Origin of the sequence: Blastopirellula retiformator (genome assembly GCF_007859755.1) — a bacterium.
Taxonomy (GTDB): Bacteria; Planctomycetota; Planctomycetia; order Pirellulales; family Pirellulaceae; genus Blastopirellula; species Blastopirellula retiformator.
The window spans coordinates 875,384-900,168 of sequence record NZ_SJPF01000002.1; the positions used below are offsets into that span (position 1 = coordinate 875,384).

The 24,785-nt window shown below is 56.7% G+C and carries 1 protein-coding gene; it reads right to left on the minus strand.

Annotation, left to right across the window (positions count from 1 at the left end; all coding sequences use genetic code 11):
• Positions 1–56 precede the first annotated feature (56 nt).
• Entirely contained in the window at positions 57–24,509 is a 24,453-nt protein-coding gene (locus Enr8_RS10955; RefSeq protein ID WP_186767572.1) for a DVUA0089 family protein, read from the minus strand.
• Positions 24,510–24,785: the final 276 nt, after the last annotated feature.

Sequence of the window (24,785 nt, forward strand, 5' to 3'; positions counted from 1 at the left end):
GCGGTCTCCGAAGGAACAGGCGTTCTTTTTAACATGAGAAAAGCGGTTTTCGGAAATTAATCTTGGTCGGTCGCGGGAGAATTCTCCGTACGCCTTTTGGCACGACGACGGCGGCGGCGATCATCAACGATGACGAGCCCGACGCCCAACAGGATGGAACCGCCATAGAGGGCAGGCTCGGCCCATTCCCAAGACGTGGATTCGTCGGTGGAGATACTCGTATCGATCTTCATTAAGACCGGCGTTCCCGCAACAAAACAGCTGAGGTGGGTCGAGCAGCCGTTCTTGCAGGGGGCGTTTCTTGCGAGAGATGCGGCTTTCGAGGCGCGAGCCGCGGAGAATGAGCGGTAGCTTCCGATGGCCATTTTTCCGGCCCCGGCAATTCCAGTTGCGGTCGTAACAAGCGCAATCGGCCCCGTCACCCCTTTTAGGACCCGCTCTTCGACCGACTGGACGTGACCATCGAGGGCGGCATGCGTGTGGAAGACGTCGGAAATGTCGCGCACGCCGACATACCCCGCGATCACCGTCCCGCCGGTCACATAAATGCGGCTAATCGTCCAGTCGTAATGGGCCGTATTTTCCCAAACAATGGACGATTCGGCGACGGCGGGATTAAGCGAGATCTGGAACGATAAAAAGTCATAAATTCGATTGAGTTCCCCCATCACCGTACCATCCGAGGGGGGCAGATCAAACCGCAAATGGTCATATTTGCTTGCCTCCCGGGCTTGTTCCTTTTTCAGTTCTACAAAGATCTCTTGTCTCTCTTGGGCATCGGCGGCGGCGGCGTCCAAGACTTCCTGCTTGAACTCTTCAACTTTGTTGTCGCGATCTTCGAGTTGCGACTCCATTTTTTCCGCTACGGCACGTTCGTCGGCAGTTTGGGAAAGACGATCTGACCTGCCACGTTCAATCACATGTCCGATTTCGTAACGATCCTTGTCAATCTGAGTACGAATCGCTTCAATCTCCGCCATCTCCGACTTGACCGATTCATCGATTTCATTCTTCTTGCGTACCTTTGCGGCGGCGATCGCTTCCGCGTCCTCCGCCTGCTGCTGGCGAACGTTTCTCTCCGCCTCCGAACGGGCGGAAGAAAGCTCGTCTAGGAGGTCTTGCTTCTCGGCATTAGCCTGGTCGATCGCCGCGTCAATATCGGCGGCCAACAGTTGACGATCAGCGAGAACCTCGGAAAGCTGATCGGCAAAATTGTCCAGGATTGACTGCCGCACCAACTCGGGCACATCTGGTGTCGGATGCAGCCCAGCGAACGTAGCGTCGTTGGCGGAAATCGAGTGGATACCGGGAGAGATTACATCTGCGGCGATATTTCCACCGGCAAAAAGACTATCGATAGCACTTGTCGCTTCAACGCGTCCTGAAATCGAACCGACCGCACCCACGTTGCCGATATTGCCGCCACTGGAGAACTGTGCGGCATTTTGAGCTCGAATCGAGGCGTTAATGTCGCCGTAGCTAAAAATATCGAAGTTCTCGCTGTCGTCGAGATCGTATGCATAGAACGGATCGCTCGTGCCAATGTTGCGGCCCGCAACGATCGTCCCTTCGATATCGCCACGCGCCCACAGGCCGTTGATTCCGTAATGATTCGCTTGATCCAATCCAATGTCGCGATCCGCGATTAGCATTCCGTTAAACGAACTGTAGGTATGAATGGCGGCGTCGCGCTGAGCGTGATAGGAGCCAGTTACGTCGCCATACGCCATCACGTAGAAGTCTCGTCCCGACTCGAGCGTCGCCCGAACATTCCCTTCACTAAGTAGCATCGCGTCGGCGCCGGCGGCTAGAGCGACATCGACTTCGCCGAAGCCGATCACCTGCACATAGTCGCCTGCGGAAACGGTACCGATCAAATCGCCGGTCACCGAGACATAGGCGTTGTCGGCAGCTGTCACCGATCCGGTAACCGTGCCAATGGCGATTAACGCGACCGAACCCGCATCCGACTCTACCACGCCTCCGAAGTCTCCGCCGACGAAGGCGTAGCTGCCGAGATCGCCAGAGACGGCGTAGGGGCCGAACGCACTCCCAAACGAAACTAACGTCGCATACTCTCCGGCGTAGACAGATCCGAGAGCATAGTCGATGGCGTAGACTGCCGCACTTCCATCAGCTTGAACGCTTCCGCGAACGCTCTTGGGAGAGACGACGAGCGCGTCTCCACCGGTATAGACGTTACCTTGATAATTGTCGTAAGCCCAGACGTACGCGTCTTCGCCAGCCAGAACGGAGAGCGTGCTGGCGGCAAAGGAGGCGACGACGACCGATCCCTGAGCATGCACGGCGCCCGCTTGTGAGCCTCCACTGACGACGTATGCGTCCTGGCCCGATTCGACCGCACCGAGGAAACTTCCCTGCGAAGAGATAGTCACCCCTTGAGCGCCCGAGACGTTGGATCGGATCGCCCCGCCTGACTCAACGTAGGCGATTTCTCCAGCGGAGATCGTGCCGCTGGACACCTCCCCCAAACCGGACACGATTGCGAAGTCGCCTGCATCGATGGTCCCAGAGACCGTCGAGTAGGCGGCGACGAGCAAGTCGCTGCCCGAGTTGACGTTGCCAGAAACGCTTCTCCCGGCAACGACAGAGGCAGATGCCCCGGCGCTAACGTTCCCTACTTGACTTCCCATCGTGATGGCGGAAACGTTGAGGCCTGCGTTTAGTGAGGCGCCGATATTGTCAACGGCGATTGCTGAGACGTCGAGTGCGGCCGAAACGCTGCCTGTAATTTTGTCGCCGGCCGTGACAAATGCGGATGCGGCGATCGACGTAACGGTTGACGAAACCGTCCGCTGTGCCGCAACCCGGACTCCGGTCCCGGCGGTGACATCGCCGGTGACGTCCAGGCCGGTGACCAGCGCCGCCCCGTTGGCCGTGTCGATGCTGCCCGAAACCTGGCCCGTGCCAGCAACGGCAATAACGCCGAAATTGCCAGATATGGCCCCGCGGATGGAGTCGGCGCCAGCCACGAATACTCCGCCTGATGAGGAGGTTACGTCCCCGGAAATATCCCCGTATGACAATACCGAAACGCTTCCTTTGGCGGTAACGGCGCCTGACACATCCCCGTAGGCCCAAATGGCGATGTCCGACCCCGCGCTTATAGCTTCGGAGACGTCGCCGCCAGCGGATACCAGCGCGTCGCCCCGCATCGCCGTCACGGCGCCACTCACATCGCCGGTGATACTAGATACGATTGCGCTTTGATGGGCGGTTACTTCCGCAGAGATTGCGGAGTCCCCTTCTAGACTTCCGACAGCGACGACACCAACGTCTCCAAATTTGGACGACACCGTTCCGCTGACGTTTCCACCTACGTAGACGCCAACCTCTCGGTCCCCCGATGCTGTCCCACTGAAGTCTTTTCCGGCCCATACGTCGACAAGACGCGATGCGCTGAAATCGCCTGAGATCGAGTCGGCGGCTGTTACGATCGCCGATCCTCCAGCGTGAATTTCCGCTTCGTCGACTCCAAATGCGGCCATAAGGCTAACGTCACCTAAAGCGCTATCAATCGTGAGATTGGAAGCGGATCCATAGGTGACTAGGTCAACACCGGCATTGGACACATATGTACCCTGGAGAGCATTGGCACCTACGCCGATGATGCGACCGCCAGATACCGCCAGTTTGGCATTAAGTTCGTCACCGGCGAATAGATACGCTCCGTTGGCGACGCCCAGGTCTCCGTTCCCGTTTACGCTTCCTAGCGTATAGGCGCTGAGTGAGCCCGCGACCGAGCCAGCGCCAAGCGCAATGTCTCCGGTTGCAAAAATACTGGTGTCTCCACCGACCTGGAGTAGAACGCCATCGATCTTTCCAGGATCACCAGCATCCCCCTCTCCCTGACTCCCTCGCCCGGATGCATTGACTAACACGCTACCTTCCGCGTTTATCTTCAAGGACGAAATCGACGCGCCTGAATGGACGACGACGCTGCCGGCGCTGCGAATCGTCGCGTCGACTCCCTCGGAAGCCGCAACGCTCACACTGCTTCCCGCGGAAACGATCGAGTCGCTATTGACAGCCCCAAAGGTGTCGACTCCGACCACGTCTGTGCCGACGATCTTAGAGGACTCGACTCCCTCAAGTGCGAATACATCGATCCAATCACCCGAGATCAAATCACCGCTGACCACCCTGCCGGAAGCAACTAGCAAGCCTTCGCCGGTCGAAACGTCACCACTTACATTCCCCCGCGCATCGACGCTTGCATTACTCCCAGCTTCGATCGAACCTGCAACCGATCCATGAGCCGATACGACGACCTCCCTTCCCACCGTCAAGTCGCCGTCGACGTCACCCAACGCGATGACGGCCGCGGAACCAGCCGATTTGATGTCTTTAGTGACGTCGCCATAGGACGTCGCGAGAACGAATGATGCGGTGCCATTGGTCGTCAGCCGAGCGTTGAGATCACCTAACGCGACGACTTGAATGTTTCCCTTCTGCGAAAAGGCAGAGCCAGAAATATCTCCCGTCGCGCGAACAGTAACATCCCTGCGGGCTGTAACATAGGCTGCGACTTCGCCTGGGGTGAACTCCGGATCGGTGCCCTCCTCCGCATCTAAGATGTTTCCATACGCACGGATGGCGACGCGTCCGGCGACTGCTGAGACGGTGATCTCGCCAGAAACGCTTCCAGCCGCGATAATTACGTCTCCCATCGTCGACGTAACATCGGCTGAAACGGAGTCCTCGACGAAGAGAAAAATTGACTCTTCGCTCGTCAGCGATTGCGACACCGAACCGGCGATCGCCTTAATTTTCTCCGCTTTCACCGAAGCCGCAACCTCTCCAAACGTTGCCAGGTTCGCCTCTTCAGACGCCTCGATCGCTCCGCGAATGTCGCCGAACGTGGAGACGAATACGGAACCATCAACAGCGGTCGCATTTCCAGATACGTCCTGCAAAGCGCCAATTGCAATTGACTTCCCAGCATCGATGGAGGAAGTAACTCCGCCATACGTTCGAATAGACACGACGCTATCGGCCGAACTGATTGTCCCTCCAGCAACGCCATCCCAGGCAAAAATCAGAACGCCATTTTTTCCTGAAACGGAGTTCTTCACGGAACCGCCAGAGGAAATTCCGACAACGCCATTTTCAGCCGTGATATCGTCTGCTACCTCGCCGAGGGCGTTGATGAGAACACTGTTGTGCGCTGTGACGGACTTCGTGACGCTCCCGTAGGTGGCGATACTCGCAGAACCGCCCGATACGGTCACGGATCCTGAAATGTCCCCCAGTGCGGTAATTGCCCCCAATTGGCCGGCGACATCGACGTCACCCGATAGTTCGCCATCGGCTTTGATTTGGCCCAGCGACGCCTTCGAGGTTATGGCACCAGAAATCTCGCCTCCCAAAGTTGCGCCAGTTGGCCGTTCAGGCTTTTCCGGCGGGGATATCTCGACATCGTCGTCCGTGCCAATTGAATTTAGCAATCGATCTAAGAACTGCGACTCGGTTTCGGTCGCGATGATGCTCGCGTCTTCATCCACGGTGACGTTTCCGTGAGCCTCGACCGTTTTGATTCCCAGTTTTGCGTAGATATCCCCCGTAATATCCCCATACGTATCATTCCCCGCGATCACCGTTTCAATGCCGCCATTTTCCGATTTGATGGCGCCCAGGATACTTTGACCGGCAGTTACGTCACCTAGGCCGTCGGCGGCACTAACCCCCTTCGACAAATCGCCCGTTTCGGCTGTGACGCTGAGGATATAGCCGGTCGATTTGACCTCGCCTCCGATGTTTTCGTAGGCGGTGACCGTACCGATATCTCCTGTGGCGTCGATCCCAGAGTTGATGCTGCCGCTAGCCGAGATTACCTTGCCGATGCCGCCCGCCTTGGCGGTGATCGCTCCGTCAATGTCTCCTGCGAAGACCGTTCCGGCGGAGACAATCTCGATGTACTTGCCGGCGGTAATCGCGCCGGAGATTCCTCCTTCAGACGCAATGTTCTCGATGAAGCCAGCTTCGGCCTTGATGCCTCCGCTGGCGGAGATTTCGACCGCCGATACCGAGCGAATCGATTGCCCGGCGGTGATGCCGGAGTTGTCGATCTCACCATCGATCGAGATCGACAAGATATTGCCGTTGGTGGCGGTGACGGCGCCCCGTAGATCGCCTCCTGCACGGATCGAGCCGATGTGCTCACCGGCGGCGATGGCTCCCTCGATGTCGCTACCGGCGGTGACTGCGGCGATGGAGCCGGATGTCGCCTCGATCTTCGCTTCAATTGACGTGCCGGCGACCACTTGGCCGATGTTATCTTCAGCCTTGACGCTCTGCGAGATCTCGCCGGACTCGGCCGTTACGATGTAGATGGAACCTGATGAAGAGGTTATGGCGCCCTTGACGTCACGCTCGGCGACGACCGCGAGAATGCTATCAGCCGCGGTGATCGTCCCGGTTACGTCTTGTCCAGCGTGAACTCCGCGAGGACCGTAAGGATAACGGTACCTGTATATGTCGTACCAATACCCATAGTAACCACCATTGGCCGGCCCTATGACGGAACCGCCGATACCCTTACCGGCGGTAACCGATCCAACGTCGCGAGCCGCATCGACGGAGGCAATTTCGCCCGCTGCGGAAACAGAGTTAATATCTCCGGACGCCGACGCCACAACGCCAATGTCGCCGCCACTCGACGTCACCGAGCCAATGTAATAAATCTCATCCGTATCATAGCTCTGATACCCAGCAGTGACGCTGCCAATGTCCCCCGCCGCAGTCACGGAAACGATCGACTCGCCAGCCGATGCCCAGAACACTCGATCGGATGCATTGACTGTGCCGATACTACCGGTCGCCGAGATTCGAACCGTTTCTGCAGTCAATGTGCCTTCAAAATCGGCCAGCGCCTCGTTCGTGTAGTCGTCGTTGGATTCGTATCCGAGGTGTAGCTCCACATGGCTGGCACCAGACAATCCGCCTGAAATGCTGCCGTCGGAAACGATTCGCAGAAAGTCGGCTGATCCCAGCCAATGGACGTCGTAGTCGACAAGCGTTTCTTCGCTGCTCGCATGAGCGTCCGTTCTCACCATGAAGCTTGAGCCGGACTCAGCCTGGATTTGAATGTCTCCGTTGCTGTCCAACCAGGCGTAAAAACTGCCGGTGCCGTTCCCTCCTGTGTTGTAGCCATAACCTTCGTTCTGGACGGAGATTTGACCGTAACTGGTTTCGAACGTGGCTACTTCACCTCCCAGGAGAATGAGCGGATTGATGGTAAAGGAAGCGCTCGCCAGTTTCCCTTTACTGTCCTCAATCGTGTAACTGCCGGTAATTGGAGCAAAAAACGGCGTGGTTCGCGTAAATTCGAACGCGCCGTTGTCGCTCCAAGTGAGTCCGTCGGTGGGGGTGACGCTCACCACCTTTGCGCCGTATTTGCTCCAATCATTGTGGTATAGATTGCCTAACAACGTACCGCCATTCCACTCAAATTCGTCGTCCCTCGCATAAACATAGGTCGGATCTACGGACGGATAGGACGAAGCCATATTCAGGGCGATGCTGGCCGTGGTTTCGTAGCCGCCGGAATCGGTCACCTTATACGTCAACGTTCCCGAGGCGGAGGTTGGGCCGTTGTTGCCCGTTGGGTCGACTCCAGAGATCCATGTAAATCCGTCACCGCTCGGGGTTGCCCCGCTAGGGGTAACTTCTCCATCTCCAGAATAGCTAACGAACTCCATCGTCATTTCATCGTTGTCGGGATCGCTGTAATACGGCGCGAACTCAACCGTCGTCGTGGCAGCGGAGTTGTACGTAAAATTGAGGGTCTCATCCTCGGCGACTGGGGCATGGTTCTCCAGCAGCAGCGTAGCGGTGGCCGTGTCGGTGTGCCCGTGGCCGTCGGAAATCTCGTATTCAATTGTCGCCGTTCCGACATAACCTTCTTCCGGTACAAAATGGAAATGCCCATTCCACATCGTACTATTCAGAATAGTCGCCGTGCCATGCGTCACGTTAAGGATGGTAACGGTCAGGGAATCTCCGTCTGGATCAAAGTCGTTGCTTATCAGAGAAACGCCGCCTGGAATACCAGCAGCGTAGTTGGCAGACTGATTCGAATAGTAGTCACGATCGTGGAGAATTCGGTAAATCCCATCATCAACAGCGATCGGCGCCGTATTCACGATTTCGGGGTTTGAGGACCCCGTTACGTTGACGCTGGCGTTTTGGTTGACGGTGACGGTCCCATAATTCTCTTCGTCATCGATCGTGAATGACAGCGGATCCGAAACGACAAAGGTATTTACGATCGGCTCGCTCTTGGCGAAGCCGTCGGACACCCAGAATGTGAACTCGTATACGCCTGGCGCCTCCGGATCGATATAGTAACCGTAAGGATTGAACTGAAGCAGTTTGAACTCGGAGGAGTTCTCCTCGGAATAGATAAACTGCAGTGAGTCTCCGTCGATGTCGAATGTGGGGTTGCTTGTCCGCGGGTTGAACCCGACGAATTGATTGGTCGTCAAGTAATACGTTTGCCCCATACCCCAAGGCGCGCTGTTGACCACTTCGATTGAAACGGTCGCCATTTCAGGATCATGAATCCCATCCGAGACTTCGTAGGTGAAAGTAGCGGTGCCGACGAAATCAACCGGCGCATGGTATTCGAACTGATTCTTGGAAGCGTTCCAAACAAGACTTCCCTCGCCAGAAACCAGCGTCGGCGTCGGCGAAACCAGAGTTAGCCCATCTCCATCCGGGTCTCGGTCATTGGAGAGGAGTTCCGTACCACTAATCCTCAACTGTTGATTGGGGCGAGTGGTGAAATAGTCGTCATTCGCCATGGGGCCGCTATTGCGCACGACCAGAGTCAACGTGGCGGTATTCGAAGTTTGCCGCCCATCGGTAACTTGAAACTCTAGGGTCGCAGTTCCGACAAACTTTGGATCATTCGCGGAGAACGTAACGTGGCCGGATTCCGATAGGAAAAACTCCCCTTCCGCGGTGACGGTAGCGTCACTGAGATAAGTTAATTCATCGCCATCTGGGTCAAATCCCAAGCCGAGATCCGAAAGGCTAAAGCCGTAATAGCCGCCCGCATAATACGGTTGGGTAACCGTATCGCTAAACGCCAGCGGGACGGAATCGCCAACCACAAAGGTCACCGTCGCAGTTTGGCTATCCGCGATCCCATCGGTCGCGTTATACGTAAACGAAACGGCCCCTACGTACTCGTCGTCCGCCTTGTAGGTGAACGCGCCGGTGGCGGCGTTGAAAGTCAACGTCCCGTTTTCGTTAGCGTCTGCGTCGTCAACAATGGCGAAGGTCAACGCATCCCCATCGGCATCGCGTGATCTCTCACCAACATTTCCGGAGAAAGTTTCCCCGGGCTCGCCGCGGAAGTTCATGTCGGAAACGACCGGCGCAGCGTTGGTGACATGAATGGTCACCATCGCCTCCTCACTCCAAACGGCTCCGTCCCAGACTCGCACCTTAATGGTCGCATCGCCGACTTGCGTATTGGAAGACTGGTACGAAATTGCCCCCCGGAAACCGGAAACGCCATCTTCCGTCACCTCGTTACCCAGCGTCAACGTACCTCCGAGTAGCTCGGCGCCGGAAACGACTTGGTAGATCAGTTTCCCTTGGGCGTCATCCGGATCGAAGGAACTGAGCGGAATCGACACCGATCCGCCATGCACCACGTAGGCTTCCTCCGAGAGAACCTCTGGCGCCTCGTTGGTCACGTTAACGAACGCTCGGTAGCGAGGACTATCGGCAGCGCCATCGTTGACGCGATAGGCGAACGAGTCTTGACCGACGAAACCGTCATTGGGCGTATAGACGACCGTTCCGCCGACCAAAGAGATCGTTCCATTTTGCGGCTGAACATTGGGGTCCAGGACCAAGGTCAAAGGGTCTCCATCCGCATCGCCCGCCGTCGACAAAAGGTCGCCAATTTCAATTTTAGCGCCTTGATGCGTTTGATACGTTCTGTCCGCAGCGAAAGAACGGGTATTGGTGACATCGACGAAAATGCTGGCGGCAATGCTGTAGCTTACGCCGTCATAGACTTGAAAGCCAAACGTTTCCGAGCCGCTGAAGCCTGGCGCCGGCGTATAGGTAAACCCACCTCCCGAGGCGACGAACTCACCGTGGGACGCGCTTCCGGAAGTCACGACGGTCAATTCGTCTCCGTCAAAATCAAAGCCGTGCGACGCCAATTGCTCCGCCGACACGGTCAACTCTCCTCCCTGATGAACGCTGAAGTTCGCCAGCGTCGCAATCGGTGCGACATTGAGCACGCTGATCATCACGGTTGCGACGTTGCTCACGTTTCCATTCTCGTCGACAATTCGATACGAAAAAGAATCGCCGCCCGTGTAGCCTGCGGTTGGCGAATAGAGAAACGAGCCATCCGTATTGAGTGTTAGCGAGCCATGCGTGGTCGTATCCACGACCTCGACCACAAAATCATCTCGATCTTGGTTTCGATCATTGGTGGCGACGCCACTGGAAAAGCCGACGTCTAAGTCGACGTCATGGTTCGTTTGGTAAGAATCGCCGTAAGCGACGGGAACCGGATCAACGACATCCAAAATTCCGTCAACATCGATGGTGACGACGCGGTCGACGCTTTCGACGCCATCGAACACGCGATAGGTAAACGAATCGGTTCCAGCGAAACCGCTGTCGGGTACGTATTCGAAAGTCCCATCGGCGTTGAACGTGAGTTCGCCGTTCTTCACGTCGTCGATGACCGAGACTTCTAGTGAGTCATCGTCAAAGTCGCGATCATTCGCGAGAACGCCCTGTTCCAAGCCAACGACCAGCGTACCTCCCTTTCCGATGGAAAACCGATCGTCTCCGGCAACCGGCGCCGTATTTTCGACGTCAATCTCGACACGAATTAGTTCGCCTTCGTTAACGCCATCGGAAATGCGATAGGCGAATGAATCGGTACCGGTGAATCCTGCGTTGGGAACGTAAACGAACGATCCATCGCTGCTTGCGGTCAGGTTGCCATACAGCGGGTTTACTACTGATACAAACGTGAGCGAGTCGCCTTCATCGTCAATGACAGCCGAAAAAAGACCGCTACTTGAATCAACCGTCAGAGTTTGGTCGTGCTCAACCCGATAACTCTTCGCCGCTGATCGGGGAGCATTGTTGGTTACCTCCAGCGAAACGAGAACCGGGTCGGATTGGTCGATGCCATCCGAAACGACGTAAGTGAAGCGATCAGCACCCACAAACCCCGCATCAGGCGTATAGGTAAACGTACCGTCGCCGTTAAGCGTCAAGACGCCGTTCTCGACATCCGAGTAGAGTTGGACGGTGAGAGTGTCGCCATTCAGATCATAGTCGTTCGCCAAGACCCCTTGACTTCCGGCGGTCAACGTTTCGTCATGGCTAACGGAAAACTCGTCCGTCCCTCCGACTGGAAGATCGTTTTCAACCACCAGCGTTACCGTGGCCGGTTCGCTGTAGCTGATGCCGTCGAAAATTCGATAGACGAACGAATCTTCCCCGACGTAACCTTGATCAGGCGAATAGTCAAAGCTGCCATCTCCATACTTCGTCAGCACGCCATGAGTCGTCGTACTAACGATCTCAATCGAGTAGGCTTCTCCCTCAAAGCCAGCGTCGTTCACCAGTATCCCTGGTGCGGAAATGACGATCGCCTCATTTCGACCGACATAGTAGAGATCGTCCTGGGCAACCGGCGTATCGTTAACGACTTCCAGCGTCACGGTCACTACCAGCGATTCCGCTGCGCCATCACCGACTTTGTACGTGAACGAATCTTCCCCCGCATAACCAGCAGTCGGCACATATGAAAAAGCACCATCTGCGCCAAGCGTCAGAACCCCGTTGGCAGGTCCCTCGACGAGCGAAACGACAAGAGCATCGCCATCCGCGTCAAAATCGTTGACCAGCAGTCCCTCCGTCGCCGCAACTACCAATTCCGTATCGTGGTCGGTAGCGTATTTGTCAACAAACGCAATCGGCTCGCTGTTGACGACCTGGAATGTGATCGTCGCCTCTTCGCTGTCCGCGATTCCGTCGTTAACTAGATAGGTGATTGCGTCGGGACCGGTAAATCCCGCTGCCGGAACATAGGTAAATCCGCCGTTCCCATCATCCGTCAACGCTCCGTTGCTTGGCTGCGACGTAATCGTAATGGTGAGCGGGTCTTGGTCGGCGTCGCGATCATTGTCAAGCAAGTCGGCGACAGTGAAGGTGAAACTGTCGTCGTGCGGAACTAGGAATCGATCATCGCCAGCCAGCGGAGTCGAATTGGTGACGTTAACAAAGACGGTAACCGCCGCACTTGACGCGAAGTTGTCGGACACCTGATAGGTAAAGCTGTCTAATCCGACATAGCCCGTTTCAGGTGAATAGCTAAAGGAACCATCGGGATTTATCGTCGCCGTCCCGTGACCAGCTTGGTCGACGATCGCCGCCATAAGGGCATCACCATCCGCGTCTTCCGACTCGTTCGTCAATAGCGGATCTATGATGTCGAGCGCCGTGTCGTGCAAGATCGAAAAATATTGCCCAGAAGCTGTCGGAGCATGGTTGCCGACGTTAAACGTAACGGTCGCAACGTTGGTCAGTTCCGCGCCATCGTCAAGCTGGTACTGGAAGGAATCTGTGCCGGTAAACGATGGATCCGGGACATACGCAAACGTTCCGTCGCTGGCGAACGTCAAGCTCCCATGTGAAACATCGCTTACCAGCACGGCGGATACCATCACATCGTCCTGATTGAAGTCGTTGGAGGCTACGTTTCCTTGTATCGACTCGTCATGCGAAATCTGGAAGGCATCGTCCACCGCCAGCAAGGGCTCGTCATAGACATGTAACGTCACCGTGACGGAAGCCGGCGCGGAACTGAAATAGTCGTAAATCTCGTACGTGAATGAGTCGATTCCGACAAAGCCGGTATACGGCGTATAGGTAAAGCTACCGTCCCCTTGCCAGTTCAAAGTACCGTGCGCGACGTTCGACACGTACATGAACGAAAAGTAGTCGCCGTCCGGATTGACGTCGTTCGCTAAGACGCCATCCGCCGCCGAGACGCTCAGCGTCGTTCCGACCAGGGTCGCATATTCGTCGGGATTCGTTTGATACGCTTCATCAGTCACGAGAATCGACATCGTACCTGTCGATGACTCGATGCCATCGGAGACGACATACTCGACATCTACCCATCCGCTGAAGTAAGAATTAGGCGTAAAGACGAACGAGCCGTCATTTGAATAGGAGAATGCTCCTTCGCTGCTGGTAACGCCGTAGGCGTACGCGGTCAGCACATCCCCATCGGCATCGCTGTCATTGGACAAGAAACCATTGGCCACATCGATAGTCAAAACATCGTTGTGATGGATGACGTAACTATTCGAGATCGCGACCGGCGCCGAATTCTGAATCGTCAACTCGACCGTCGCTGCGTCGCTAAATTCGATTCCGTCGAAGACCCGGTACCTGAACGAGTCGGTCCCAACGTATCCAGCCGTGGGCGTGTAGACGAACGAGCCATCCGCCGCTAGCGTTAGCGTCCCATGCGATGGTCCTTGGACCTTCGAGAACGTTAGACTGTCCCCTTCATCCAGGTCGAACGCTACGTCACCCAAGAAAGTGGCGTCCATCGTGACAGTTTCGTCATGCGACAAGCTATACGTATTACCAGTCGCAACAGGCGTTTGATTCGCGATGACCAGATTCACCGAGATCGGATCCGACCAGGTTACGCCATCTCCAACCTTGTAGGTGAACGAATCCGTACCGACATAGCTAGCGGCAGGCATGTAGGTGAAGCTACCATCGCCAAGTAGCGTTAGCGAGCCTTGCAACACATCGCTGACAATCTCGACCATTAACGTATCGCCATCGGCGTCAATTTCATTCGCTAAGACGCCGGCGCTTGCGTCAGCCGTCAGTGTTTCGCCCGCATGAATCGAGTAGTTCTCGCCACTGGTCGCTGGAGAGGTGTTGACGACATGAATTGTGACGACGCCTGACTCGAGCGAAGTTCCAAATCCGTCGGAGACGTTGTAGGTGAATGATACGTCGCCAACAAAGCCGGCGGCCGGTACGTATTCAAACGAACCATCAGGAGCGAACGTTAGAGCGCCCGATGCAGGCGCTGCGACAAGCGCCGCGGCGAGTCCATCCGTATCCGCGTCCAAGTCATTCGCCAGAACGCCGGAAGCTGCATCAACGGCGAGCGTCGCGTCATGACGGACAAAGTAGACGTCCGTTGCCGCGACTGGCAGATGATTTACGACGGACAGAGACGCAGTCACCGTTTGACTTTGACCAAAGGCGTCTTTGGCGACGTAGGTGAACGAGTCGTCGCCGACATAGCCAAATTCAGGCGTATACGTAAAGGTACCGTCGGTCGCCAATACCAAAACGCCGTGTACAGGACCAGCGACCAATTCTGCCGTCAACTCGCTGGAATCGACGTCAACGTCATTCGCCAAGACGCTTATGTCGCTCTCAAACGTCAAGTCATGCGACACGCTGAAGTAATCCGCAACCCCGATTGGCGCATCATTCACGACGTGAATCGTGACGGTCGCCTCGTTGCTGAGATCGATGCCGTCGCCAGCTTGGAAAGTGAACGTATCTGTGCCGGCAAATCCCGGATTGGGAACGTAGACGAACGATCCGTCCGCGTTCAGCGTAACGGCGCCATTGCTAGGCTGGGCGACAAGAGTCGCTTCGAGCGCATCATTGTCTTGATCGACCGCGTAGTTCAATAGGCCCAAATCGGAGATCTGGCCCAACCCAAACGAGTCATCAACGACGCCTGGGGATTCGATCGTTAACGAAACGCCGGCTTTCGTTTCAAACGCGGCATTGAACGCCACCGGCGCATCATTCCCAACGTTCAACTGCACGAACGTTGTCGCCGACGCCGTCGTGCCGTCTGACGCCTGGTAGGTGAACGAGTCTGGTCCGGCGTATCCTTCCTCGGGAGTATAGACAAACGACCCATCGGCATTCAGGGCGAACGTCCCATGCATCGGCGCCCCAATAAGTGATGCCGTCAGTACATCGCCATCGACATCAAGGTCATTGATCAATACGCCCCGGTTTTCGTTGACACCGAGCGTCGTATCGTGAACGACGTTGTAGGACTCGCCGACTGAATACGGGGTTGTATTTGCCAAGGGCAGAACCCGAACCGCGACGGCCGCGTCAACGTACAACCCTTCGCTATCGGTTGCGCGAATCACCACGGTAGATTCGCCCGACTCGCCGGCTGCGTAGCTAAGCGACAATTCGCTATCGGCAACGGCCGTGGTGATCAGCGAGCTATTCGAGTTGCTGACGACGCTATACGTCAGGTAGTCGCCGGTAACCATGTTCACGTCCGTAAAATATGGCGTCAGGTTGAGAACGGACGATACCGTTCCCATCGCCACCCGAATTTCCGGCAACGGGTGGCCGATTTCCGGGGCTGCGTTCGGCAAGGCCAGAACGTTTGCCTCAACGCCAATTTCAAAGAGGGCTTCGTCGAAGTCATTCGTCGCAAAAGAAATCGTTCCGGCATAGCTGGCTACTGCCGTCGTCGGAATCCGGACGGTCAAGGTCGTATCGCCATTGGGCGCGACGACGGCGTCGAAGATTTCCACCAATTCGAATCCTGCCGGTAAAGTGAGCGTTTGCTCATTTAGCTGCAACGAACTCGTGCCGGTATTCCGAATCACAAAAGAGTACGTCCAGTCGGAACCGGCGTACTCCGATCCCAAATCAACGACAGCCCCACCGCTGGCGACATCACCCCCCTGTTCATTCTCAACAACAATCTCGGGAGCAATCCCGTTCGAATCTGCGAGCAACTGCAGGCGATACGCGCCGATACCTTCGCTACCTCCAGACGAACCGCTGCCGGGCGCCGTCGGATCGTAGTTCGTGTTGTAAGCCGACGACACGCCTATATAGTAGGTGCCGGTCGATGACGCCGTGAACGAGACGTAAGCGTCCCCGTAGGTCCAGTAGTAGTCGTTACTGGAGGTTCCGCTACTGTTCGCGGCAAGCTGCGTTCCTGACGCGCTGAAAACTCGCAAATAGCTATTGAGCCAGCTCAGGCTCTCCATGTACCCATAATCGTCGTCATACCGGGCGTCGATATCGATCGAGATCGTCTGTCCCGCCGCTAGCGTAACCGCGTAGAAGTCGACGTCTTTGCCGACGTAGCTGCCGTTGCCTATCTCCTCCTCGATCGTCGTCATCACGTCTGGAGTCAGGAGAACGCTCTGCGCCGTGGCCAGACTATCTCCGGGCGTATCGCTCGGCGGCAGGTCGTCGCTATTGATCGTCGCGGTCGCCGTAGCGTCGCTAATTGTTGCGCCGACGGCATTGGAGAGTTGAATCGAAAACGCTTCTGGATCTTCCACCAGAGTGTCGTCCAGGATCGGTACGGTAATCGTCTGAGTTGAAGTTCCCGCCGTGAATGTTAGCGTTCCGCTTGTCGCCGTATAGTCGCTACCCGCCACCGCCGTTCCATCGACCGTCGCGAAGTCGACGGCCACCGTCTCGTCCGATGTCGGATCTAGCGTAACGGTAAAGGTGACGCTGCCCGCAGTTTCATCGATGACGACGTCGCCCATCCGCAGCAAGGGCCCCTTGGCCGTCAGTTGCAGCTTGTAGCTCCCAACGGCGGCGCTACTCGAAGAGTTGGGTCCGCTACCGGCCGAGGATGGGTCGTAGTTTTGATTGTAGGTCGACGAGACGCCAATGTAGTAGGTTCCCGCCGCCGGTGCGGTGAACAACAGATAGCTATCCCCATAGCTGTACATGCTATAGTCATTTTCGCTGCTTGCGTCGTTGTTCGAGGCGAGGAGATTACCGCTAGCGTCAAAGACGCTCAAGTAACTGTTCAACGGGCTGAAGTAGTTCCCGAGATCATCACGGTACGCGTCAATGTCGATCAGCAAGTCTTGTCCAAGTTTCAAGGAAACTTGATACAAGTCGACGTCTGCCGTTCCATACGAACCATCCCCAATTTCCCCTTCGACTTCAACGGTTACATTGTCCGTCAAGTCGACAACCAGCGCGTGCGATAGCTCGTCTCCAGCTGCGTCAGCAATCGTGGCGACTCCCTCTCCGTCGACGATGGTCGCATTAACCGCATTGGACAGGAGTATCGAGAACGACTCTGGATCTTCCATGACGCCGTCATCGAGAATCGTAACCGTCACCGTTTGCGTCGACACGCCCGGGGCGAACGTCAAAGCGCCAGATGTGGAGACATAGTCGCTGCCGGCGATCGCCGAGCCATCAGCGGTGGTGAAGTCGACCGTGACCGTGTCGCTGTGCACAGGCGCAAGAGTGACGGTAAAGGTCACCGTACTGGAATACTCACCTACCTGAACGTCATCAATCGTCAATGCCCGGTCTTTGGCTTGCAGTTGCAACTTGTAATCGCCAATAGCGGCGTTCGAGCTGCTGTACGTCCCATTCGTCCCTGTGACGGCGTTGTAGTTGCGGTTGTATTCCGAGGAAACGCCGACGTAATAAGTTCCCGCCGACGGGGCGACGAACTCCAGATAGCCATCATTACTTGACGAGTAGTCGTTGTCGCTTGTTCCGTTGTAGTTGTAGGCCAGCTGGTAGCCGTTTGCATCGAATATGCGGAGATAGCTGTTGAGCGAGCTAAGCGTAGAGCCGTTGTCCAACCGGACGGCGTCGATGTCGACCGTCAAGGTCTGCCCCTCGAACAGGGTGACCTGATAGAGGTCAGCGTCGGCCGAAACATACTCACTATCGCCAATACTCGCGTCAATTTCGTGTGGTTGGTGGTCGCTAAGATCAACCAACTGGGCGTCGGCTAGCAACTGACCAGCGGCGTCCGGCAATGGCGGCGTATTTGCGAGCAGTTGAACGGTATAGGTTCCGGTTGCCGTCGAACTCGCCGCGATCGTATTGCTGCTGATCGCCATCGGATCGTAATTTGTGTTCTGGCTCGACGAAATGCCGACGTAGTAGGAACCGGCCGCGGTGGCGATGAAGGAGAGATAGGCGTCGTTTCCGCTAGCGTAATCGTTTGCGCTCGTCCCGTAATTGTTGGATGCGACTTGGTTGCCGTTTTCGTCGAAGATTCGCAGGTAGCTGTTCAATCCGCTGGAACTTACGCCATTGTCAAGGTAGTTCGCATCGACGTCGACCGTCAGCGTTTGGCCCATCGCCAGCGTCACTTCAATCAGATCGACGTCGGTCGCAAGATAGTAACCGTCGCCGATCTCGCCGTTGACCTCGGACTGGACATTCTCAAGCAACGCCACCTCAAACGCCGTACTCAATTCGTCACCCAACGCATCCGGAGCCACGGCGCCAGCGTCCATCAGCTGCAGAGTATAGGGCCCTTGTGCGGATGAGCTGTTGGAGTTGGAACCGCTCCCGGCCATCGCCGGATCGTAATAGCTGTTATTTGAGGACGAAACGCCTATGTAATACGTACCCGCGGCAAGCGTTACATGGGACAAGAAAGCGTCGTATCCGGAAGCCCCCTGGTAATCATTGCCGCTTTGAGCATCGTTGTTGTACGTGATTTGATTGCCGGCGGCGTCGAAGATGCGCAGATAGCTGTTGAGCGTCGCCGAACTGTCGTATCCCGTGGCGTCGTCATATCGAGCGTCCACATCGACGACCAGCAAATGGTGCGCATCGACGGTCACCTTATAGAGATCGACGTCCCGCTGGCCATAGGTTCCATCTCCGATTTCGCCTGTGATCGTCGTCCAGACTCCTTCCACCAGCTCGACGTCGAGCGCCTCGGCAAGTTCATCGCCGGCGGCGTCCCCAATCGTCGCAGTCGCCTCGCTGTCCGTTAGAACAATGCCGGACGGATTCGACAATTGCAGCGTGAACGATTCGGGGTCTTCCAGGACGCTATCGTCAAGGATGGTCACCGTCACCGTCTGGCTGGTGCTTCCGGCTGCGAAAGTAAGCGTGCCGCTGGCCGCCACATAATCGCTACCCGCGACGGCCGTGCCATCGACCGTCGCATAGTCGACCGTGATCGCTTGATCACTGGGATAATCAATTTCGACCGTGAACGTTACGGTACCGGAATACTCTCCGACCTCGACATCGTCGATCGTCAAAACTCGCGGAGTGGCGGAAAGCTGCAGAGTGTAGTCGCCAACCGCGTCGGCATTGGCGGAAGTCTGACCGCTGCCGAGCGTGCCAGGCGTGTAATATCGATTGTATTCCGACGAGACCCCAATGTAGTAGATCCCGGTTTCGGTCACCGAATACGAAATATAGGCGTCGTCACTAAAGGCGTAGTCGTCCGGGCTCACATTGTCGTAGCTATAGCGAAGCTGGCTGCCGGAGGCGTTAAACACACGCAGGTAGCTCTCCAGGTCACTCAGCTGGCTACCATCGTCAAATTGCTGTGCATCGATATCGATCGAAAGCGTTTGGCCTGCAAAAAGATAGACTTTATACAGATCGATGTCCGCCGTTCCATACGTTCCGTCCCCAATATTGCCGCTCAATTCGGTGGCGACGCCTGGCGTGATGGAAACATTCTGCGCGGACAGAAGATCATCGCCTGGCTCTGGCGTAATCGTTCCAGCCGCTTCGTTATCAAGCAGGGTGGCGTTGGAGGAGATGTTCGAGAGCTGCAGGATGAATGATTCCGGATCCTCCAAGATTCCGTCGTCGGCGATGGTCACCGTAACCGTCTGGCTGGCCGTGCCGGGGGCGAAGGTCAGCGTCCCGCTTGTCGCCGTGTAATCGCTGCCAGCGGTCGCCGTACCGTCGACCGTCGCGTAGTCAACCGTCACCGTCTCGTCGCTGAGCGGGTTCAGTCGCACGGTGAACGTCAGCGTGCCAGCGTCTTCTCCTGCCGAAACATCATCGATCGTGATCGCCGGACCATCCGCCAATACCTGCAGTTTGTAGGCGCCGGTGGCGTACGAACTCGTCGAACTCGACCCGGTGCCGGTCGTGGCGGGATCGTAGTTTGTGTTGTACTGCGAAGAGACACCCAGGTAATACGTACCCGCCGTTGAGGCGGTGAATGTCAAAAAGGCGTCTCGGTAATTGTAGGAGTAATAGCCGCTGCTGTAGTCGTTGCCGCTCTGGCCAGAAGAATTCGATGCCAACTGGGCGCCGCTCGAATCAAACAGACGCAGGTACCCATTGAGTGAGCTGACGTTGGCGCCGCTATCGTCCAGGTAGGCGTCCAGGTCAAAGCTGACGGTTTGGCCAGCGGTCAGCGTCACGGCGTAGAAGTCGACATCGGCGGAGAAGTAAGCGCCATCGCCAATCGCGGCGTCAATCTCTTGCGGCACGAACGGGTCGAGCGTCAGAATCTCGGCGGTCGACAGCTCTTCCCCAGCCGCGTCTGGCGTGGGCGGCGTCTCCGCTAGTAGCTGCAGCTTGTAGTCGCCGATCGACGCCGTGCTCGTCGATGTCTGGCCGCTTCCGGCCATCGCCGGGTTATAGTTCGTGTTGTAGTCCGACGAGACGCCGATGTAATACGTTCCCGCGGTGGGCGCCGTGAACGAGAGATAAGCGTCCCCCGACGAACTGTAGTCGTTCGGGCTCATGCCTCCGTAGTTGCTGCTCAACAGCGTTCCCGACGCATTGAACATCCGCAAGTAGCTGTTGAGCGAACTGAGCGCCGATCCGTCGCCATCCTGCCGAAGCGCGTCAACGTCGACATGAATCGTCTGCCCCGCCGCCAGCGTCACCGCATGCAGATCAACGTCCGCGCTGCCGTACGTGCCATCCCCGATCGAACCGGACAACTCGACAGGAACCTCAGGCGTCAAGCTCACTTCCAAAGCCCGGCCAAGCTCGTCGCCAGCGGCATCGGCGATCGTTCCCGTCGCTCCACTATCAAGCAGCGTGGCGTTGGAGGAGATGTTCGAGAGCTGCAGGATGAATGATTCCGGATCTTCCGCCACTCCATCGTCGGCGATAGTCACGGTCACCGTCTGACTCGCCGTACCGGGAGCGAAGGTCAGCGTGCCGCTTGTCGCCGTGTAGTCGCTGCCTGCGACTGCCGTTCCATCGACCGTCGCGTAGTCGACCGTCACGGTCTCGTCGCTGAGCGGGTTCAGACGCACGGTGAACGTCAACGTGCCAGCGTCTTCACCGACCGAGACGTCGTCGACCGAGATAGCGGGACCATCGGTCAGAACTTGCAGCTTGTAGGCGCCGGTGGCGCTACTATTGGTCGAAGTCGAACCGGTCCCGGTCGTCTCCGGATCGTAGCTGGTGTTGTACTGCGAAGAGACCCCCAGGTAGTACGTACCCGCCGTCGCAGCGGTAAAGGTCAGAAATGCGTCTTGGTAGTTGTAGTAAGAGTAAGGCCCGTAGTAACCGTAGCTGTAGGAATAGTCGTTGTCGCTGTGGCTCGAAGAGTCGGACTGCAGCAGGTTGCCAGACGAATCGAACAGGCGCAAATACCCGTTGAGAGAACTGATGGTGTTCCCGTCGTCATCCCAGTAAGCGTCCAAGTCGAAGCTCACGGTCTGCCCCTGACTCAGCGTCACGGCATACATATCGACATCGGCCGAGAAATAAGCTCCGTCGCCAATCTCGGCGTCAATTTCTGTCAACACATAAGGATCGAGCGCCAGAGTTTCTGCGGTCGATAGTTCTTCCCCGGCAGCATCGGGCGTGGGCGGCGTTTCCGCCAAGAGCTGCAGTTTATAGTCGCCAAGGGCCGCTGCGTTGGTCGAAGCGTTTCCGCTGCCGAGAGTCGTGGGATCGTAGCTGGTGTTGTACGAACTACTGATCCCAATGTAGTAAACGCCGCCGCTCAGCGCCGTAAACTCTAGGTAAGCGTCGTTGGAGTAGTTGTAATCGTTCGCGCTTTGGGAATTGTTGTTGTACGCCTGTTGCGTTCCCGAAGCGTTGAACACTCGAATATAGCTGTTGAGCGTGCTGAGGCTTGAGCCGTCGTCCAGGGTTACCGCGTCGACATCGATGTGGATCGTCTGGCCCGCGGCGAGGGTGACTTCATAAAGATCGACATCGGCCGAACCATAAGTGCCGTCGCCCACGGCGCCATCCAGTTCCGTCTGCGAATCGGGCGTGAGGATGACCGATTGGGCGGTGGTCAGCTCTTCGCCTGGAGCGTCGGGCGGAAGCGCCGGCGAGAGCAGCAGCTGCAGCTTGTACTCCCCTTCAGCGGCCGTTGAAGTCGATGTGCCGCCGGTCCCCTCGGTCGTGGCGTTGTAGTAGCGGTTGTAATACGACGATACCCCGACGTAGAACGTGCCGGAGCTGGGAGCGACCAGCCAAATATAGCCGTCGCCGCCAGTGTAGTAAAAATCGTTCGCGCTGGTTCCGTAGTCGCTGAAGTCGATTTGATTGCCGGAAGAATCGAACAGCCGCAGATAGCTGTTGAGCGTGCTGTACGACGTTCCATCGTCCAGCACGCTTGCGTCGATGTCGATCGCCAGGCGTTGGCCTTGCGTCAACGTAACGGCGTACATATCGACGTCGGCCGAGTAGTAGAGGCCATCCCCGATTTCGGCATCCAACTCGACCGGAACATCCTCCGTCAAAGAGACCATCTGCGCCGTAGAGATATCTTCTCCGGCACTGTCAGGAGATGGCGGACCAAGATCTGTCAGCTGCAAGCGATAGTCGCCGGTAGCGGCCAAACTGGTCGAATCGGTTCCGCTGCCGATTGAACCGGGAGTGTAGTAGCGGTTGTAGTACGACGAGACGCCGACGTAGAACGTCCCGCTCGACGGAGCGACCAGCATGTAGTAGCTGTCGCCGCTGGAATTGGAATCGTTGTCGCTAACGGCGTTGTCGTTGTAGCTGATCTGGTTGCCGGAGGCGTCGAACAGTCGCAGATAACTGTTCAGACTGCTACCCGAGGCGCCACCGTCCAGGTAGTTGGCGTCAATGTCAACCAACAGCCGATCACCTGCGTCGAGCGTGACTTGGTAGAGATCAACGTCAGCCGACGGGTACCATCCATCGCCAATGGTTGCGTCGATCTCGGTCGTCACGTTTTCCGTGAGCGTGACCAATTCGGCGCTGGCCAGATCATCCCCGGCAGAATCGGCCGTCAGCGGTTCGGAGGCCAACAGTTGCAGCCGGTAGGCGCCAAGCGTTTCGTAACTGGTCGAGCTGTTTCCCGAGCCTGCGGAGTTTGGATTGTAGTTCGAGTTGTAGCTGGAAGAGACGCCGACGTAGTAGGTTCCGGTCGACGGAGCCACGAATCGCAAGTAGCTATCGTACGACCAACCGTAGTAATAGTCGTTGTCGCTCACGGCGTAGCCGTTTTCGGCCAACTCGTTGCCGGAGGCGTCGAACAGACGAAGATAACTATTGAGGTTGCTGTACCAGCCCCCCCCGGTATCGAGGTAGCTCGCATCGATATCGACCGTGAGGGCCTGACCTTCCTCGAGCGAGATCTCGAACAGGTCGACGTCCCGGCTCGGGTAGAGACCATCTCCGATTTGGGCGTCGATTTCGGCCAGCACGTTCTGCGTTAGCGTGACGGACGAAGCGCTCGTCAGATCATCGCCTTCCGCGTCTGCCGTGGGCGGACCAGCGGTGAGCAGCTGCAGCCGATACTCGCCCAGGGCGGCGGAGTTGGTCGAACTACTCCCACTGCCTGCCGTGTTGGCGTTGTAGGACTGGTTGTAGTTCGAAGAAACGCCAACGTAGTAAGTGCCTGCCGCTGGGGCCAGGAATGACAGGTAACTATCCGAGCCGGTCGAACCATAGTCGTTGTCGCTGGAACCGTAGTTGTTGACCGCCTGCTGCGACCCTGCTGCGTTGAACACGCGCACATAGCTGTTCAAGTTGCTCAGACTAGAGCCGTCATCGAGATTGTTGGCGTCGATATCGATCGAAAGGCGTTCGCCGGCCGCCAGCGTCACGGCAAACAAGTCAACATCCTTACTCCCATAGGTACCGTCCCCGATTTCGCCACTAACTTCCGTCACAACATCAGCAGTCAGGCTGACGGCCTGGGCGGTGGAAATCTGATCTCCATGAGCGTCCGGCGGAGGGGGATCGGTGACCAGCAGTTGCAGCAGATAGTCGCCGGACGTTAAGGAATACCCCATGCCTGGCGAGTACGGATCGAAGTAATAATTCTCGCTGTCCGTCACGACGACATAGTAGGTTCCAGACGACGTCGCCGTGTAAGAAAAATAGCTGTCGCTTCCTGCTGCGTAATCATTCGCAGCCTGATCGTCATTGCTCAGGTAGAGGTAGTTGCCTGAAGAATCCAAGAGCCACAACGAACTGTCGAGGCTGCTCAGATTGCTGCCATCGTCGAGATAGTAGGCGTCGATATCGGCGGAAATGGTCTGACCCGCCGTCAACGAAACCTCATAGATATCGACATCGGCGTAGGTGTAGGAACCGTCACCGAGATAGCCCTCAATTTCATATTGCGTGTCCACCACCGGAGAAACGGTCTGCGCCGTAGACAACGAATCGTTGCCCTCCACCGAGACCAGATCGGCCGCCAGCATCTGGCGAACTTCGAGCTGTTCCTGCCGAACATGACGCAATTTCTTGCGACGCCTAGAAGCGGGCTCGTCGCGCCACTTTAACCCAAGTTTCGTAAGCGTTTCCGTCCAACTACGAATCGACCGACGCATGCCGAGAGCCCTCTCGCAAGAGACCAAAGCGGGTTACTCAAAAGACAAGTCCCCGGCCGTCAAATAGAGTGTGCTCAAGCCCCTCGCGATCTTCTGCAAGGTGGTGCTGGCTCTCCAAAACGGGGGGGTGCACAACAACTTAGCAAAGTCAATGTTCGGAATCAACTATTTCCAGAACATCTTTCC